Annotated in this window: 9 protein-coding genes, 1 tRNA gene and 1 pseudogene; 1 reads left to right on the top strand and 10 read right to left on the bottom strand. The window is 39.3% G+C overall.

What is annotated here, in order from left to right:
- Positions 1 to 37: 37 nt before the first annotated feature.
- The 10 genes from MXE38_RS04050 to rpsO form a co-directional block, all read right to left on the bottom strand.
- Positions 38 to 1657: a hypothetical protein gene (locus MXE38_RS04050; protein ID WP_246912035.1), complete on the bottom strand. Its 1620-nt coding sequence runs from the start codon at positions 1655 to 1657 to the stop codon at positions 38 to 40.
- Positions 1658 to 2258: 601 nt separating this feature from the next.
- Complete coding sequence (locus MXE38_RS04045) at positions 2259 to 5027, bottom strand: hypothetical protein (RefSeq protein WP_246912033.1); 2769 nt, start codon at positions 5025 to 5027, stop codon at positions 2259 to 2261.
- A 704-nt stretch (positions 5028 to 5731) separates the two neighbouring features.
- Positions 5732 to 6919, bottom strand: a complete 1188-nt coding sequence (locus MXE38_RS04040; RefSeq protein ID WP_246912030.1) for a hypothetical protein — start codon at positions 6917 to 6919, stop codon at positions 5732 to 5734.
- A 359-nt stretch (positions 6920 to 7278) separates the two neighbouring features.
- A tRNA-Leu gene (locus MXE38_RS04035) sits at positions 7279 to 7361 on the bottom strand.
- A 375-nt stretch (positions 7362 to 7736) separates the two neighbouring features.
- Positions 7737 to 10103 carry a transglycosylase SLT domain-containing protein gene (locus MXE38_RS04030; RefSeq protein ID WP_246912028.1) on the bottom strand — a complete coding sequence of 789 codons (2367 nt, stop codon included), beginning with the start codon at positions 10101 to 10103 and terminating at the stop codon, positions 7737 to 7739.
- A gap of 264 nt (positions 10104 to 10367) precedes the next feature.
- Entirely contained in the window at positions 10368 to 11744 is a 1377-nt protein-coding gene (locus tag MXE38_RS04025) for a sodium-dependent transporter (RefSeq protein ID WP_246911998.1), read from the bottom strand.
- 284 nt (positions 11745 to 12028) lie between these two features.
- The gene (locus MXE38_RS04020) at positions 12029 to 13399 is read right to left on the bottom strand and encodes a sodium-dependent transporter (RefSeq protein WP_246911996.1); all 1371 of its coding nucleotides are present in this window, start codon (positions 13397 to 13399) and stop codon (positions 12029 to 12031) included.
- A gap of 137 nt (positions 13400 to 13536) precedes the next feature.
- Complete coding sequence (locus MXE38_RS04015; RefSeq protein ID WP_246911990.1) at positions 13537 to 14922, bottom strand: sodium-dependent transporter; 1386 nt, start codon at positions 14920 to 14922, stop codon at positions 13537 to 13539.
- Between the two features lie 928 nt (positions 14923 to 15850).
- A complete protein-coding gene (gene pnp, locus MXE38_RS04010) occupies positions 15851 to 18007 on the bottom strand; it encodes a polyribonucleotide nucleotidyltransferase (protein ID WP_246911987.1) in 2157 nt (718 codons plus the stop codon).
- 596 nt (positions 18008 to 18603) lie between these two features.
- On the bottom strand, positions 18604 to 18873 hold the full coding sequence (gene rpsO / locus MXE38_RS04005; protein ID WP_246911984.1) for a 30S ribosomal protein S15: 270 nt from the start codon (positions 18871 to 18873) through the stop codon (positions 18604 to 18606).
- 326 nt (positions 18874 to 19199) lie between these two features.
- On the opposite strand from rpsO, the pseudogene MXE38_RS04000 reads away from it, so the two are divergent.
- A pseudogene (locus MXE38_RS04000) lies at positions 19200 to 19590 on the top strand (hypothetical protein); the annotation flags it as partial.

Genomic DNA, 19590 nt, shown 5'->3' with positions numbered 1-19590 from the left:
CAAACAAAAAGGCAAGCTTATTAAGCTTGCCTTTTTGTTATCTTTGACCTTGAGTGACTTGCAAGGAAATCATAAATTCATTGGCTTGAATAATGGCATCTTCATAAGCAGCCCACAGTCGAGCTGATGGTACCTTAAAGGTCTTAGCATAATCGAATACGCCTGGTAAATTGTTTGACTCCATATCATCAAGACATTGAATAGTACGGCCTACTAAGGAGTCTTTATTATTGATATGGCGAGTAATAGCAAACAAATAGCGGTCAGCAGTAAGCTCTTCCATACTCTTAAGTAAGATTTCTGGCAGCAAAGAAAAAGCACCAGTTTGGAAGCTATAGTGACGATCCTCAGCACTAGCATTAGGCATACGACGCACTACATACTCAGTAAAATAGCCATGAATTAAAATACGACGATAGAGCTCATCAATTACATGTAAGGAGGCACTTTGTACACACTTGGTATAGTGAGTTAACAGGCCATGAATCAAAATTACAGTAAATGATGGAATAGGCTCACTCTCTAAGAGATACTTATAAATATCACTTAAATTACCTAATACCCTTAAGTCTACTTTCTTAAAGCGGTGTACATGGTAAATAATGATTTTTAAGATGGCACGATTTTCAGACAGATATTTTTTGAAAACAGGGAAATTGATCTTAGGTAAGAACAATTCGTGAGCCAAAGACATAATATCAGCCTGGAAAGGCTCTAATAGCGCTGGTGATTGCTTAAAGGTCATAGTGCTGGTACTCATTGGAGAAATTACCAAGTCAGCACGGTAACTTAAAGACATCTTAAGTAAAGTAGCCTCAGAAGTACCATAAGCAATGATTTTAAGCCATGGTGCTTTAACTTTAAGCTTTTGGAAAACAGCCAACTGCCATGCACCTTGATTACCCATGTTAATCATGATGTATTCAATGTGCAAAATACCTTTTAGCCAGCCACGCTGCATCACATCCATCAAATCAACAGCAAAGCGAATACCAAAGCGCTTGATCTTAGACATAAAATCAACCACCTGAACGCTAGGCTCTTGATAAGAAGGAATTTGTAAAACTAAACGTGAAGCTACACCTTTTTTAACTAAAGGAATCAAGGCAGGATTCACAGGCATCATAATTAAGGCTTTAGCCTTGGTGCCTACAAAGTTAACTATAGAGCGCTTAATAAAGTAGTCATCAATAATAGAGGCTACATGTTGAGGTAAGACACGCTCAGTTACAAATTTATTTCCTGATGAAAAGCGCAAGCGGTACATTTGTACCACACGGTGAGCATCATAAACTGGGGTGCGAGCAATAATATGGCAATGATTAGCTTCATTATTGGCAGCAGCTTGAGCATTAGGCGCAACTGGAGCTGCTTGGGCTGGAGCTTGGCCCTGGGCTCTGGCCTGAGCTTGAGCAGCCATAGCTTGTCTTTGAGCCATAGCCTGTCTTTGAGCGGGAGTAAGATTTTGTCCATTTGGTCTTGGAGCTTGACCATTAGCTGGACGTGCCATAGGAGCTCCACCTGGTCTTGCAGGTGCGGCACCTTGACGCATAGCCTGGGCACGGGCGGCAGCAGCAGCTTGCATAGCTGCTGGATTAGCTACCCTTTGGCCTTGAGGCATACGTTGCTGCATTGGCACTGATGAATTCCCTGACATCTACTCTAATTAGCTCTTATTGTGCATTACCTAGGTGCCATAATACTTTTTTAGTATTAAGTACCCACTAAAAATTAACCTAAAACATCATACTATTCAGACTAGATGCTAAAGGACTCTCCTAAAAGATAGCTATGGACTTGTTTAACAATGCTACCTTATTAGTAAGCTACTATCATCATCCTAAAGGATGAACCAAGTGCTCATGTAATCAAAATATCAATGTTTTTTAATCAGCTATAATCACTCTCACCTGAAATAGAACTTTCAGTGTTTTGATATCTATCAACATAGCGCTGACAACTTAAAAAAGCATGTTAATTATATAATAGATAGTTAATGATTAAGTCTTTTTTAAATACTACACCACACTATATGGCTTAAAACACCTTAAAGTAAGCTTTAAAGTTAAAAAACTGATCCTAATACATCATATCTACGCCTATAATCCAACTTTAATATGTCGATTAAGCGCCATTAATTCTTTGCCTCTACTAAAGTGCAATTGCAGTGCCAAAGCAAGCAATTAATAAAAGTTGAGCGTAAAAGGCCCAGATAGAAGCAAATCCTTAATCTGGGCCCTTTAGTGAAAGCTAATAGCTTATTTTCGCGTTGTAGCAATATTTAGCACTAATAAGAGCTCATTGGTGCGCATAACTGCTTTTTCGTGACTGATAAGCACAGATGCTGGTGGAACCTTATACTTTTGAATGAAATCAAAAATACCAGTTAAATTAGTGTTTTCAATAGCTTGAATACACTCAATAGCATCAGTAAGCACTTCACTTGAGTAAATGCGATCATAGATGTCGGCATAGGAATCATCAGCAATCACATCAACTTCTTCTTTAAGCAAGAATAAGTGTAATAAGGAGAACATACCAGTTTGAAAACCAAACTTCTCTAAATCAGAGTTGTTCATGACCTTATTTAAATACTCGCAGAAATAACCACGAATTAAGGCCTGCTTAAAGAACTCTTGCAGAATGTATTGTGAAGAAATGTTTAATGACTTTACATACTGCAACAACATAGCACGACCAGCCAATACTGAGAAAGAGCGTGAAGTGCTGCTTTGCTTTAAGTAATGGAACAAGTCGTTGGTATTTTGCACCTGACGAGGGGAGGCATGTCTAAAACGGTATAAGAAGACAGCCATGTCACGACTTAAAGACTCATGAGACTTCAAGAAGTGTAAGAAAACCTCATAATCTGGATTATCTTTAAAGAGCTCATGAATCAATACCATGATTTCTTGTTGCATTGGCACAAAGAACTCAGGGTCTTGATTAAAGCGCAATTGAGGCATCCAGAATGGGCCATCGAAAAAGTCGATCATGTGCTTAGCTAAATAGCCATAACCCTCACCATTGGTGTCATTATAACCAATAGTCTTAAGCCAAGGAGCCTTGATCTTCAAACGTTGGAATACGTGAAGCTGCTCTTTAACCTTAGCACTAAGGTCAATCATCACATACTCAATACTTAAGATAGCTCTATTCCAGTCTTTCTTTAATAAGAGCATGAGATCAATGGCAAAGCTCATTCCGCTACGACGTAATTTAGTCAAAATATGAAGTGCAGAAGGAGTTACTGGCTGCTCTGGGCAAATACGTAGTACCACACGGCTAACAGAATAACGATCGATATAATCTAAAAAGTCATAGGTAATAGGCATCATTACCATAACATTAGGACGACGACCGATAAAGCAAGATACACCACGACGGATAAAGTAGCCAAATAATACGTGATATACGTGTTCGCTCTTTAGCGCATTAACCTGGAAAAGCTTACCAGCGGTAAACTTAAGCTCGTACATAGAGATATTAGAATTAGCATCAAATATCGGAGTGCGAGAAACCAAGTGACAACGATTAGAGGAGCGTTTTAGTTTAATCAAATGCTCAGGAGAAAGACCTGGATATTCTTTAGCTAATTCCTCTAAAGATTTCTCACTATTATCTTTAGGGCCAGGATTATTTTGCACCTTCTTGGCATGAACACGTGAGGCGTGGCTACGTGTAGTCTCATCCACAGGGCCTCCTAAGCTTTCGGCTAATACTCGTTCAGGACGTGCCTGAGCATTGGGAATAATCTTAGCACTCTCAGCAGTTCCAAATTTGTGTTCGCTGGAGAGAGGACTATAACCATTATGTTGCTCTTTATGAGTTTTGCCACCACGAATAGCTAAACCTGCTGGAATGCTAGCCATAGCGCCAGCAAAGCCTGCAAAGCCACGCTTAAAGGCTTGTCGTCCCTGAGGCTGACCGTCATTTTGAGCATTATGCTTAGCACGACTAGCAGAGCCTAAAGCCATCAGTGCTTGGTGAGCTTCATTCCAAATTTGAGCGTGTTGAGGATTGAAACTCTTTTGCTCCTGAGCCTTACGGGCTAAATCCTCATCAGAGGTCTCAACCTTATAAGATGGGTATAAGATACGACCTTGCTGATAAGCATTGAAACTTTTCTCTTGGGTGTTTGCAGAGCTACCGACCACAGTAGCAGGATCAATCTTGTTAACCTGAGCATTTTTTAAAGTCTTTAAATGCTGGTTTTCAAGTGCCTTAGCTTTACGCTGGCGCTCAAAACGCTCACGTTGTTCTTGAATCTGACGCTTACGCATTGCTTGAATGCGCTGTTGCTCAGTCATTCCACTATCATCAATATCTGCGTCTAACATCTTATCTCTCTGAGCAATGCGGTTTTTAATATAACGATTGTCACTATCACTAATGTGGCTTTCTTTATTACGACTTCTATAAGAGGCGGTGCTGTACTCATCATTAGAGTCCTCCATCTTAGTATCGTAACTAGTGCTACTACGTCCCATATAAGTTTGGTTAGCTTCTTGTTCTTTTTGCTTTAAATAGCTATCAGAGTAAACCGAACGAACATGAGCAAATGTGTTTTGATTTGGATTAGAGTAATCCATAGTGGCTGTGCGATTTGCTAAACGAGCATTGTCCTTATCGTAAATAGAGCTACCGCCACCATAAGTTACAGATTGAGCCTTGTTAGTATAACTTGGAGAGCCCGATGAAATATTGCGCTTTTGAGCCAAAGGATCCATGTCAATTTTGACTGTACCTTCACGCAAATGTACCTGGGCATCAGAGAGCTCTTGGTTTTGAGGTGCGTGAGTAACCTGCTCCTCTACAGAATGTAGAAGATTAGGGTTAATGCCGTAGGCTTCTAAATTTTCAGTATCCTCTGCGTCCTCGTTACCCAAGTCAAAGCCCTGATCGTACCAATCATCAGAAGTTGCATTATTACGTGCAAAATCGGAGCTCAGACTATCTGCGCTAGCAAAGGAAGAAAAATCATTAAATGATGGATCTTGGCCAGAACCGTTACGGAAGTCAGACATAGGGCACCTAATTTTTAAATCCTACTCTCCATAGTCGAAGCTTTTTTCTTAACTTCTTATGTTGGACTAAACTTAATGATCTAAAGGCTAAATTCACATCGAAAATCATAAAGACTTTTTTCTTATGCAACAATAGTTCCATTACTAAAAAAGTCTTTGTACCAGCTCAAATGTTTGAATATTATGCGAGCTAAACAAATATATTGAGTTGAGCGCTCTCACAAAAAATAAATATTATTACCAACTCTTTTTCAAAAGAGCTAGCAAAATCTCATTATCTGTACAATTTTGCCATAATGCCCCGCAACAAAGAAAACTTAATTGAATAATCTCACAACTTTTTATCAAACTTATGTTAAAAACGAGAGCTATGCCATATTTTTTCAAAAATCATTTCGCAATTACCCAACAACAAAAGTTCTAGCTACAAGTTACTAGCGCCACCGCCCGCCCCAATAGATCCAATAGCAGCTATTGCAGCTAGCGCAGCTGTCGCTGCTCTTGCAGCTGTCGCAGCTCTTGCACTGCGTAGCGGCTGTCCTCACGGGCAAGTAAAACTCCCTAGTAATTTGACAACAATGCTCTTAAGAGCTTGCCAAAATTTTGGCCACACAAAACAAAAAGGCAAGCTTTCTTAAATGTAGCTTGCCTTTTTGTTCATAGAGTAATCTTGAGCTTTTAACTATTCTTGTGGATATTGGTAATTAGGGTGAGCCCTGCTGAGGCAGCTTATTTGCTTCATCTAAGTTATTATTGTTCTTGCCATTATCTATATTTGAGTAACGCTCTAACTCTTGACGCAAAATAGCTAAGCGACGCAAGGTATTGAGCTTTTCTTGATTAACAAAAAAGTTATGTTTGGCAAATAATAAAGTGACGATCTCCTGGTCATTATAAGCACTAAAGCTTGCCCTTATGTACTTATCATTATCATAGTTGTACCAATATATATCACTCACATAATTGCCATTTGATAATTGGCTCATTAATGAGGTTAAATCATCATTAAGATCTGCAAGCTCTTTTAAATCATGCTTTTGTGGACTAATAGCTAAATAACGTGAGTCCAAAAACTTTAAAAAAGTATCGACACTCATATTGCCTTTTAATTTGGCAATGATGCTTACTGCTACTAAAGTTCCTTTATCATCTGAATGGGCTTCAATCCTATCAAAACCATCAAAAGGCAAACAATTACTACCAAAAACACTAAGATTAGTGCCTGCGGCTGATAAATAACAGTTTTGCGGACTATTAGGCTTATTATTGGCATTGATCTTTTTAATATATTGTTGCCAAGCCATTTCATAATCTTTAGCGCTGATTTTTCCTATATATTGCTGACCAAAGCTAAAAGGAATTAAATTATAGATCTCAAAATCTTCGCAGACCTTAACCTTTAAAGGTCCAATGTAAATATCATCAATGCGAGCTTGCAAGCTATTACTATAGCCATTAAGAGCAGCTAGCAACTCGTAGTCTTTATCATTCAGACTAAAACCTTGGCTTTGAAAGTTTTGAGCTAAACGCTCTATTGATTGAACTTTTTCTTGAGCTTCAACTAGTTGATCGCAACCCTTATTCTCAACTTCACAACTAAAAGTAAATAGATTACGAACGATATAAGCAGTTACCAGCTCAATTTGTTTTTGTGCTTCAAAACTAAGTTGAGTCGGTTTTAGTAGATTTTGTTGATTGTGTTCTAATGTTGAAATACTAGCTTTAAAAGCCTCATCAGTTGCAGCAAAAGCTTGATTAAGATCAATGCTTGCTTGTTGATCATCATTAGTATTAATTTGCTTGGCTTGGATATCAGAGCTAACGATAGTGCATGCTAGTAATAATAGCATTGCGCTATAAGCAGAAACTTTCTTAGTTAAAAACCATTTCATTAACATGTACCAAGGCTAATATATACACAGCAAATATTTCATGCTCATTAAAAGTCAAACTTTAAACGGTAAGAGCTTGTCTTTTAAATTGATTACAGATGCTAACACTCCCTATCACTCTAAATGGATACTTTAGCTTATATAAGCTAAAAAATTAGAGCGCATACATGTTAACAAACATTACTTAATTAGACAAAAAATATTACCAAAACTGAGATCTATTAGGAGATACTTTTAGGAAGGAAGTATTGTTATTGCAACTTTAGCTGAGATGAAAGATTAATTGAATTTTACAGAGCCCAAAAACAAAAAAAGCCTACTTGCTCGACTCTCTTTACGTCTTGCAGTAAGCTTGGAATTGGTGCCCAGGGCGGGACTCGAACCCGCACTCTCGCGAACTACCCCCTCAAAGTAGCGTGTCTACCAATTTCACCACCTGGGCAAATTAGATTGTTGTTAAAACCTTGCTTTGTTTCAACAGGTGCACATTATAAGGATTTTTTTACCCTTGTAAAGATCTTTTTAAGTTTTTTTTAGCTTTTTTATCCAAAGCTGAAAAACAAGCCATCCTAGGCACACAAATAATGCCCCCAAATTAGCCAAACCTCCCCAAATTAGCCAAAGCTCACCAAATTGCTGCCATTAACTAGATTAGTTACCACAAAGGGCTATCCCTTCTTGCTATGGCTAGCCTAGTGGCAAGGACATGGACAGGCGCATGCTCTTTACATGGGTTTGCCAAGAAAGAGCCAGCCTAGTGTGGTTTGCCATTGGTATAAAGGCTGACCAGATGCCCTCTGGTCAGCCTTTATGATCTTTAGTAAATATAGCTAAGCTCACTCTTGCGCATGAGCTCACCCTTTTTACCTGTAATTAAAAAGTTGTAGATGGCATCGTAGAGCAAGACATTTTGTACATACTTACGTGTTTCTTCAAAAGGAATACACTCAATGTACATAGCGGCATCACGATAAATACCATCATTGGATTTCCATTGAGGAATGCGTCCAGGACCAGCATTATAAGCAGCAGCGGCTAAGACACGATTATTATCAAACTTCTCTAGCATCCACTTTAAATAAGTACTGCCATATTGAATGTTAGTCTGTGGATCAAGTAAGGAAGCATTACCTTCAAACTTCCATTTTTCTTTCTTGGCTATATCACGAGCTGTTCCAGGCATTACTTGCATTAAGCCTACTGCACCAGCCCATGATTTAATCTTGTGATTGAGCATACTCTCTTGGCGAGAAATACCATATAAGAAAGATAATGGTACCTGACTTTCTTGAGCGTACTGCTCAAACATCTCTTTATAAGCAATTGGGAAACGATAGTCTAAAGCATCCCACTTTTGCGAGCTGACCACAAAATCTATAGCATAACGGACATTACCTGTTTGCAAAGCCCATTGAGCCATTACCATGGCCTCATGCTCAGGAGAGCGTTTGGCAATTTCACGCCATTCATAAATAGCGTCATCATCATCTAAAGCATAGAGCTCTAAAAAGCGTATGGCAGCTTGGTTATTGGCAATATCCATTGGGAAAGAAAAGTTAGGATCAATCTTTACATAATTAAAGGCGTACTCAACTCCCAATGCTTGTGCTGCATAAAAACCAAAGAAACTGCGGTCTTTAGCTACGTCCTCCAGAATACCTAAAGCCTCATTGGTCTTACCCAGCTCATACGCAGCACGGCCCTTCCAATAACGCCAGTTAATATTCTTTTGTAAGTCTTGAGGTAAGTGGTCTATCAAGATATAAACATTATCCCATTGAGCAAAATAAATAGCTCTACGTAGACGTTGTTCTTTAAGCTGGGTACTCCAGGCTACAGCAGGTAAATTCTTATCTACCCACAAAACATCCTTTAAAGTAAAAGATCTACCTAAGAATGAAGAAGCAAAAATTTGATAAATATCGACTAGCTCAGCCTCTGATGGCTCATATGTTTTAATAAACTTATCAAAGTTATTGCGAGCCTCTAAAGGAGATAAATTAGCAAAGCGCTTAAAAGCTAGTACAGCTGCTCTATGAGCTTGCTCATCATTAGTTGTAATTTTTTCAAAAAGGGTTCCAGGCTCTTCATAAAGCTCCATTTGAACCTTAACTCTATCTCCAAAAGAAGTATGCTCTAATTGCTTGGCTAGGCTATTAGTCGTATCTTGATAATAGCGCAAGACATAGGCATTCTCATAACGCTTAAGCATGAGCTTATCAGTCAAATACCCCTTAGCATCAAATAGAGATATTAAAGCATTACACGATAAAGGACGCTTAGTTAAGTCAAGGTAAACACGAGTAGCAAAGGTAATTGCATCTTCATTAACCTTATTTAAAGGCCAATTAGCCTCATAAAAGCGACACATTTGAGCTTTTTGGTTAAAGCTTAAAGTAGTAAGCTTACTTTCATCAAAAGGCTTAGGGCCAATCAAACGAGCTAAGCGCTCATAATCTCTTTCATTAGATAAGTAGGCAGCATAACGATCCTTTAGCAAGGAGCTGAGCTCAGACTGCTTATTACTTTGAATAAAGGCTAAAGCAGCTTCAAACTTTTCAGGACGAATGTTATAGCCCAAATAGAAGTAAGTGAGCCATATATTAAGAGGATAGCCCTCTAATTGCTCCTTTTGAATCTTAAAGCCTAAGGCCTCATCACCACGCTTAAAGGCATTCTCAGCCTGTACATAAGCCTCACGCATTTTGCTAATACGTGATTTAGGCATTTTATTAAAAGAGTCTAAGGACAAATCAGCATTGATACGATCCATTTCTTTAGCATAAGAAGTGATCATATAAGGATCAACCTTACTATCTACATATTGATTAGCCAAAGCAGCGCCCGCTGCGCCTACAGCAGCAGCCGCTGCTGCTGCCTTAACGGCCTTTGAGCTCTTAGCACTTTTGGAACTCTTGCTAGTTTTAGCTGTTGATTTCTTGGCTTTAGTTGACTTGGAGGCAGTGCTTTTCTTGGCGCTAGCTTTAGCGCCAGACTTAGCGCTAGTTTTTGCGCTGGCCTTGGAGGCAGCCTTGGTGCTAGCCTTTTGGGACTTTACAGAAGTATTATTGTTTGAGCTGGCTGCGTAGGCATCTTGCCAAGGCGCAGCTAAGGATAAAGAAAAGACGCAACCTAACGCTATGAGCGAGGTCGTAAGCTTATGGCCTATCAATTTACTAATCATCAACAACTCCTAGATGTGCGCCTTAAAATCTCTTTGGTACAAGAATGTATGTTGTTGCTTAAACTAACACACAAAGCCATATTTTAACGATCAATTATTAATATGTGATCAGTTAAAACCAACAATTTTTTTGCATATTTGTCACAGTTCAGGTATTTAATACCAAAATAATAGTACTAATTTATAGTTTTTAACAAAAAGCCCCTTAACGGTTCAATGATCCGAAAAGGGGCTTAATCTTAATAAGAAGAAATTAGTGTTTTGTTAGGCTAAGAAAATATTGTAGTAACCTACTAATAAAATCACAGTAATAACTACAGGGAGCACATACTTAAAGTACCAAATAGTCCAAGCTGGAATCTTTGGACCACTACCAGTATTACACTCCTCACGGTAGCGCTTGAAGCCCATACCAGTCTTAGCAGTAATAAAGAGTAAGAACACTAAAGAACCAATTGGTAATACGTTATTAGATACGATAAAGTCCTGTAAATCCATAATAGTGGAGTTGCCACCTAAAGGATGAATGTCTGAGAGCACATTAAAGCCTAAGACACATGGAATGGACATTAAGGTAATAATAATAAAGTTATACAGCACTGCTTTTAATCTCGATACGGCAAACAAGTCCATCGTCATCGAGATAATACTCTCAAATACTGCAATCAAGGTAGACAAGGCAGCAAAGAGCATGAACATGAAGAATAAGCTACCCCAGAAGAGGCCAAATTCCATGTTAGAGAATACAGTGGTTAAGGTAACAAACAATAAGCTTGGGCCTTGGCCTGGCTCTACATCATAGCTAAAGCAAGCAGGGAAAATAACGAAGCCAGCTAAGAGAGCTACGGTAGTATCTAAAATACAGATTAAGATAGCCTCAGAGGTCAAGGAGTGGCGCTTATCCATGTAGGTACCAAAGATCTCAATGGAGCCCTGACCTACAGAAAGAGTAAAGAACACCTGACCCATAGCAGCCCACACAGCCTGTAAGAAGCCATGTTGTTGCACGCTGTCCCATGATGGGTTTAAGTAATAGGAAATACCCTCAGTAAAACCTGGTAGCGATACAGAGCGTATAGCCATGAAAATAAGCAGCGCAAAGAGCACTAGCATCATAGGCTTGGTGATACGCTCAACACCTTTAACCACACCTAAAGCAACAATAGAGAATGCCACCACAGCCACTGTCATCATGCATACAAACATAATGTATGGATTAGCTAGCAGCTCATCAAAGCGCATAATAGCTTGCTCTTGAGTGGTTCCTGCTGGGAAGAAGCCAGTAGCGGTACGTAAGCAATAATAGAGCAGCCAACCAGTAATAACGCCATAGAAAGACATTAAAACATAGCTACCTGGAATCATCCAAAACTTATTCCAGTGCCACTTAGAACCTGGCTTTTCTAAAATTTCAAAAGCACGAGCAACTGAACGACGTGAAGCACGACCTACAGAGAGCTCTAAAGTTAATAAAGGTACGCCTAGTAAAAGCAGGAAAAAGAGGTACATGATAACAAAGATAGCACCACCATACTGACCTGTAATATAAGGGAAGCGCCAAACGTTACCAAGACCAATTGCACATCCTGCAGCAATAAGCAGGAAGCCTAAGCGCGAGGAAAATTGTTCGCGTTGAGACATATAAACTCCTTTGAGTAATAGAGCTTAATCAGGCTTTGAGCTCTGCCTTTTAAGGTTAAGCCCTACTATCAAGCCTCCTACGAGCAAAAGTGTTATTACTCACCATCTGCCCACATTGACTAACAACATATAACTAGCTTTAACAGGCCAATTACTATGTCTGCTTATTAAGCTGACCTAAGGTTTAAGCTACCTAGCAAAAACCTTAGGCCAGATTTGAAGAGTCTCAATCTTTAAGGAACTTTAATCTCAATTGCCTTAAATAAAGGAGCTCTTAAAATCTGTTACTTACCAAAAACACCTACATAACCTTGGATAAATAAGGCACAGATAACTACTGGCAAGATAAAACGATAATAGTTAAAGGCTGCCTTTGGAATTTTTAAGCCCTTACCATGGTTGGTCTCTTTTAAGTAATTATCAAAGCCCCAACCACGCTTTAAGGTAATGTAAAGCACATAACAAGTGGTACCAAAAGGTAAAATGTTATTGCTTAAGATAAAGTCATAGGTGTCTAAAATAGTGGACTCACCGCCTAAAGGATGGATATCTGATAAGTAGTTATAGCCATACATACAAGGCAAGCCTAATAACAAGATAGCCACGCAATTAATTACTACTGACTTAACACGAGAGACATTAAAGACCTCAATAGTAATAGCGATGATATTCTCAAATACTGCAATTAAAGTAGACATGGCAGCAAAGAGCATAAATAAGAAGAAAATTCCGCCCCAAATAGCACCGTATTCCATATTAGAAAATACAGTTACTAAGGTTACGAAAATTAAGCCTGGGCCCTGACCTGGCTCTACAGCATAGCTAAAACATGCAGGGAAAATTACTAAACCTGCTAATAAAGCTACCGTAGTATCGAGCAAGGTAATGGTAAAGGCCTCATAGCCTAAAGAGTAATCACGGCTCATATAGGAACCGAAAATTTGGATAGAACCTACACCTAAACCTAAAGTAAAGAATGCCTGACCCATAGCAGCAGAAAGGGCATTTAAAATACCGCTCTTTTGCATATTTTCAAAGTTAGGCATGAGGTAGTAGGAAACACCCTCTGAAAAACCTGGTAAGGTAAAAGAGCGAGCGGCTAAGAAAATTAATAAACCAAAAAGCATGAGCATCATTGGCTTAGTAATACGCTCTACACCTCTTTTTAAACCAAAAGCACAGACGCTAAAAGCAAGAACCACTACAAATACAGTACACATTAACATCACATTAGGAGATGCTAATAAGTTATTAAAAATGGCTCCAGCTTGAGCTTGAGTAATGTTTACTTCAACATTGCCTGATCCTACCTTTAGCATGTAATAAAGCATCCAGCCTGTTACTAAAGAGTAGAAAGACATCAAGATATAGTTGCCAGGAATCATCCAGAACTTGTTTAGGCGCCACTTACTACCTGGGGTTAACTCCTCAAATGACTTACCTAAGCTACGGCGTGAAGCTCGACCTACGGAAAGCTCCATGGTAAGTAAAGGAATACCTATTAAAAATAGGAAGCACAGATAGATTAGGACGAAGATCGCACCGCCGTATTGACCGGTAATATAAGGGAAACGCCATACATTACCCAAGCCAATTGCACATCCAGCTGCGATCAACAAGAAACCTAAACGTGATGAGAACTGTTCTCTGGCCATAAATATTAAATCCTAAATTAGCAAGCCAAATTAATCAGGCTTGTTAGAGTACTGATCTTTAAAAGCTTGAAAGCCCCTGGCAGTATTAACTGGACAAGGGCCTCTATTAAGACAAGATCAGTTAATAACTACTATTTTTAAGAGAAAAATACGCTGTAATAGCAATTCATAATTAGTAAGAAAATTACTACTGGAACAATGTAACGATAGTAGTTAACGCCCCATGCTGGCATCTTGATACCACTACCAGTATTACACTCCTTCAAGAAATTCTCATAACCCCAACCAGTGCGCCAAGTTACAAATGCAGCGTAAACTAAGGCACCAAAAGGAAGGATGTTATAAGAAATAATGAAGTCTTCTAAATCTAAGATAGAGGACTCACCACCTAGAGGGTGAATAAAGGATAAGTGGTTAAAGCCAAATACACATGGAAGAGCAATAATTAAAATAACCACAAAGTTGCCGAGCACTGCACGACGACGTGAGGTGGTAAATAATTCCATGGAAATAGCAATAATGTTCTCAAATACTGCAATTAAAGTAGATAAAGCAGCAAATAACATAAACATAAAGAAGAAGCCGCCCCAAATAGCGCCATTTTCCATATGAGAGAACACAGATACTAAAGTAACAAAGATTAAACCAGGACCCTGACCAGGCTCTACAGCATAAGTAAAGCAAGCTGGGAAGATTACTAAACCAGATAATAAAGCTACAGTGGTATCCAAAGCTAAGATGCTTAAGCCCTCAGAGGCTAAGGTCTGCTTGGAGTTCATGTAGGTACCAAAGATCTGGATAGCACCAATACCAATAGATAAGGTAAAGAATGCCTGAGCCATAGCAGCAGATAGCACCTCAATAACACGAGAAATGCCACCATTAGTAATCTTAGAGATATCAGGCTTTAAGTAGTACTCAATACCAGCACTAAAGCCCTCTAAAGTGAAAGAACGTAAAGCTAAGAAAATTAATAAACCAAATAATACAATCATTAATGGCTTGGTTACACGCTCTACACCCTTTCTTAAACCTAGGGCACAAACACCAAAAGCAACTGCAACCACGGCTAACATGTTCATCAACATATCAGATGGAGATGAGAGCATATGACCAAAAGCCTCACCTGCCTTAGCAGCATCAGCATTGACACCAAACTCGCCAGTAAAGCCCTTTACACAATAGTAAAGCATCCAGCCTGTGATCACGCTATAAAAGGACATGAGCACATAGTTGCCAGAAATCATCCAATACTTGTTTAAATGCCACTTAGTACCTTTAGGAGCTAACTCTTCAAAAGACAAAGCTAAAGAACGACGAGAAGCACGACCTACGGCCAATTCCATCATCAATAATGGCAGACCAAAGGCTACTAAGAAAAACACATAGATAAGAACGAAAATTGCGCCACCATATTGACCAACAATATAAGGAAAGCGCCATACATTGCCTAAACCAATTGCACATCCTGCGGCAATAAGTAAAAAGCCTAATCGTGAAGAGAAATGTTCACGGGTTGCCATAGCTAAGGTTCCCTAAAAATAAACAAGAAAGCAAACTCTACATCACTAAAGTGATAGCTATCATTTAGCGAAGCTGCCTTGGTAATTTGCTCTAAAGATTAAGAGCTTAATGCTTAGCCATCATTAATGATAATTAAGCCTCATGGAAACTAGGTTGTAGAGTCAGCAATCCTACCTACTTTCTGTTTGTTTTTTTAAGCTTATATGGTTTTATTTCTAAAGCCTAATATGCTTACTAACCAAAAGTTAGCACTGACTAAAACATACTACCTATTGTTACCCCTTAAAGGACGTTACCACCTAAAGGGATAGTGCATCACCTAACTAGTGATATCAAACTTAGCAATGGCGGTTTAAAGCACTAAAAAGGTTCTTATTAACCTTAAACATAGCTCTAACCTATACTAAGTCTTCCTAGTTTGCACTATTTTTGTTCTTATTTCAGCAAATTTAATTTTGGTGCACTATTTTATTAGTCTTGCCCCAAAATAATAATCACTCAAAATTCCTAAAAAATAGTCAAAAAAACTAGTATTTTGGCTCCAAAGAGCTCATAACCATAAAATTTTAAAAAAATCACTATTAAATACTAATGACAGGCAACAGTCAATTATGCACCATTTATGTTCATAATTATTATTAATAACCCCCAAGCAAAAACTAAAATCCTACTTAACTTTAGCATTTATAAGCCAATGCCTAGTTCCATCATAGCCCTAGCGCATTGCGCTAGGACAAGCAAGGCCCATGGCCAGGGCTCATAGGCTCATGGCCCATGGCCTCAGCCAGTCCAAGACCCAGGGTAAGCCCTGGGCCTGAGCCTGGGCCTTGAGGGAGCGCCCATAAAAAAAGCCCAAAGGCTTAGGGCCCTGGGCTTTTTTTAGGCCCAGATGCCTTGTGGCCTCTGGGCTTGTATTGCTAGCGCAAATTATTCGTTGTCTTGCTCTGGCATTTCTTCAACAGCCTCGCCTTCTTCCTGAGCTGCATCTTGTAAGCAAGCTCTAATAGAAAGACGAATGCGACCATTGCTCTCATCAACACCTAAAACACGAACCTTTACATTGTCGCCTACACGTAAGTAGTCAGCTACATTGGTAACACGCTCATCAGCAATTTGAGATACGTGAACTAAGCCGTCACGACCAGGTAAGATGTTAACGAAAGCACCAAACTCGGTGATACGAACTACCTTACCAATATAATCATGACCTACCTCTACATCAGCGGTAAGCTCTTGAATACGAGCAATAGCAGCCTTTGCATCGGCCTCAGAGGAGGCAGCAATACGTACAGAGCCATCATCGCTTAAATCAATAGCGGTATTAGTATCAGCCTGGATAGAGCGAATATTAGCACCACCCTTACCAATAACATCCTTGACCTTATCAGGAGCGATGTTAATCATTACCATACGTGGGGCAAATGGAGATAAGGTAGTCTCAGGCTCAGGCATAGCAGAGCTCATGATCTTAAGTAAGTGGATACGAGCAGCGTGGGCATCAGTTAAGGCCTGTTGCATAATCTCACGAGTAATGCCATCGGTCTTAATATCCATCTGAAGTGCAGTTACACCTTCGGTAGTACCTGCTACCTTAAAGTCCATATCACCTAAGTGATCCTCATCACCCATAATGTCGGTAAGTACGGCTACACGATCACCTTCCTTAACTAAGCCCATAGCAATACCAGCTACAGCAGCAGAGCATGGAACGCCTGCGGCAAATAAAGCTAAAGAGCCACCACATACGGAAGCCATGGAAGAAGAACCGTTAGACTCGGTGATCTCAGATACTAAACGTACAGTGTATGGGAACTTCTCAGCATCAGGTAATACAGCACGTAAAGCACGCTTAGCTAAACGACCGTGACCAATTTCACGACGCTTTGGAGAACCAATTAAACCAGTCTCACCTACGCAGTATGGAGGGAAGTTGTAGTGAAGAATGAAGCGATCAGTTCTTACGCCAGACATATCCTCAAAGGTTTGAGCATCACGCTCTGAACCTAAAGTACAAGCTACAATAGCCTGAGTCTCACCACGAGTGAATAAGGAAGAACCGTGTACACGAGGTAAAATACCAGTAGCTACAGTAATAGGACGAATCATACGTAAAGTACGACCATCAATACGCTTTTCACCAGATAAAATACGCTCACGAACGATATTACGCTCTAACTCAAATAAGATAGTAGCAATCTTTTGGGACATTTCAGCCCACTCTTCCTTCATTGCAACTACCTTGGCGGTTACTTCCTCGCTAATAGCCTCTAAGCGCTCTTGACGCTCAAGCTTATCAACAATGTAGAAAGCCTCGCCTACAGCATCACGAGCTAAGTCCTGTACAGTTTGAACTAACTCTTGATCCTCTTGTGGCTTTTGCCAATCCCAAACTGGACGATTTACTTGCTCTTTAAAAGCCTCAATTTCATTAATTACAGTCTGTTGCTGCTCATGGCCATACATTACAGCACCGAGCATAACATCCTCAGGAAGGATCTTAGCCTCAGACTCAACCATCACTACAGCCTGCTTAGAGCCTGCAACTACTAAGTCAAGATCTGACACGGCCATCTCAGAGGTGATTGGGTTGAGAACGTATTGACCATTGATATAACCAACACGAGCAGCGCCTAATGGGCCATTCCATGGTAAACCAGAGGTGGCTAAAGCAGCAGAAGCAGCAATGATAGAAATAATATCGGTTGGAACTTCTGGGTTGGCTGACATTACAGTTACTACCACCTGAACTTCGTTCACGAAGCCATCAGGGAATAGAGGACGTAATGGGCGGTCAATCAAGCGAGAAATTAAGGTTTCACCTTCACTTGCACGACCTTCTCTTCTAAAGAAGCTTACTGGAATCTTACCAGCAGCGTAAGAACGCTCTTGATAGTTAACAGTTAATGGGAAGAAATCACGACCTTCTACTGCATCTTTGCGCTTACATACCACAGTAGCCAAAACAGTGGTATCGTCCATGGAGGCAAGAACAGCAGAGTCTGCCTGACGACCAATTGCACCTGTTTCTAAAGTAATGGTATGGCGACCATACTTAAAAGTGCGGGTGATAGGCTGTAAATTCATCAAAAATTCTCCAGTCCCAGAAAATTACGGCTTATTACAAATCGAGCAAAACTGGGTAAAACTACTTTAAAAATAATAATTTTTTACAAAAGTCGCATATATAAATGGCTTAAGCTGAGAGTCTTATTTACCTTTATTCCTATCTTAAGGAACTAGACACCACTTGATGTACGACTTAATAATTCTGTAACTAAAACCTGTTATGCAAGGCAAACTTAAGCTAATTCTAAGCTCAAGTTGAACTTATTCAAGTATCAAGCATATGAACCTAAACAATCACTTATATCTTACCTCACAATCTAACTACAATTAACCAATGATTGCGAGCAGATATACATGTTAGGTGGTTTAAATTATTTCTACCAAACCACGACAGTCTAGCTAATAAAACGTACATTATAAGAAAAACCGCATCTAAAGGCACACAACTTTTGCAAAAGTGTGTTTTCTCTAACATGTTTTTTTTGTTGAAGATAAGTATGTTTAAGATGGTTTGGGAAATTTTCATCTAAAAAAGCAACAAAAAAGGCGACCATAGGCCGCCCTTTTGTCCTACTAAAAGTAGGATTACTAACGCATAAGCGTTAAAACTTGTCTTAGCGACGGAGCTTTAACTTCTCAACGATAGCAACATAGCGAGAGTGGTCGGTCTTCTTTAAGTAGTCTAAGAGACGACGACGCTGAGCTACCATGCGGAGCAAGCCACGACGTGAGTGGTGATCCTTCTTATTAGCCTGGAAGTGTGGCTGTAAATCAGCGATACGGTAGGTTAATAAAGCGATTTGAACCTCTGCAGAACCAGTGTCCTTATCACCACGTGCAAACTCAGAAACGATCTTGGCTTTTTGCTCTACGGTTAATGCCATTTTGCATTGCTCCTTTGTGAAAATTAATCCGCCCTTTCCGATCACAAACTCAGGAAGGGTAACAATAAGTGATGGGCAATTTTACCATATAAGCCCAATAAATCAACAGATGAATAAGCCTTTTAGTAGTTACGCGTGAGAATAGTCGATTTTAGCCCATATAAGGGCAAAAAATTTCTGCCTTGTATTATATTATGCTATAACACAAAAGTATTAGTTATAATACAACAGCTTATGTCATCATAACAGTCACTATAAGTATTACTTGTAGTTCTGTTTCATTTTGCTATTTTTTTAAATATTATCTTTGTAATATAATACTTACTATGAGAAAAGAATTATTACCTGATTTTGCAAAACCTTATAAAACCAAGGGGTTTGATGTAAGACTCGTTCGTGGGTGTTATCAGCTATTTAAGATTTCATCTAAAAGAGTACCAGACAAATCTTACCCTGTACTTATTCAAAGCTATATTGGAACTATCACTCCTGATCAGGGGCTTATTACTAAAAAATTAACAGTTGATGATGCATCACTACTGGTCGAATATGGGCTTAGCCACTTCATCATTACTCATTACAAAAGAGAACTTCAACGTAGCTTTTTTAATAACAGTGGGTCTATTCAGACTATCTATATGGGAATTGTTAAGTTTATGTATGGGCATACAGAGCAACGCTTTATTGCACTTACATATCTTAAGACTCTCATAAAAC

It is taken from the genome of Anaerobiospirillum sp. NML120448 (assembly GCF_023050945.1).
Lineage (GTDB): Bacteria > Pseudomonadota > Gammaproteobacteria > Enterobacterales > Succinivibrionaceae > Anaerobiospirillum.
The sequence above is the reverse complement of the archived record's forward strand: the minus strand, read 5'-3'. Positions and strand labels throughout refer to the sequence as shown.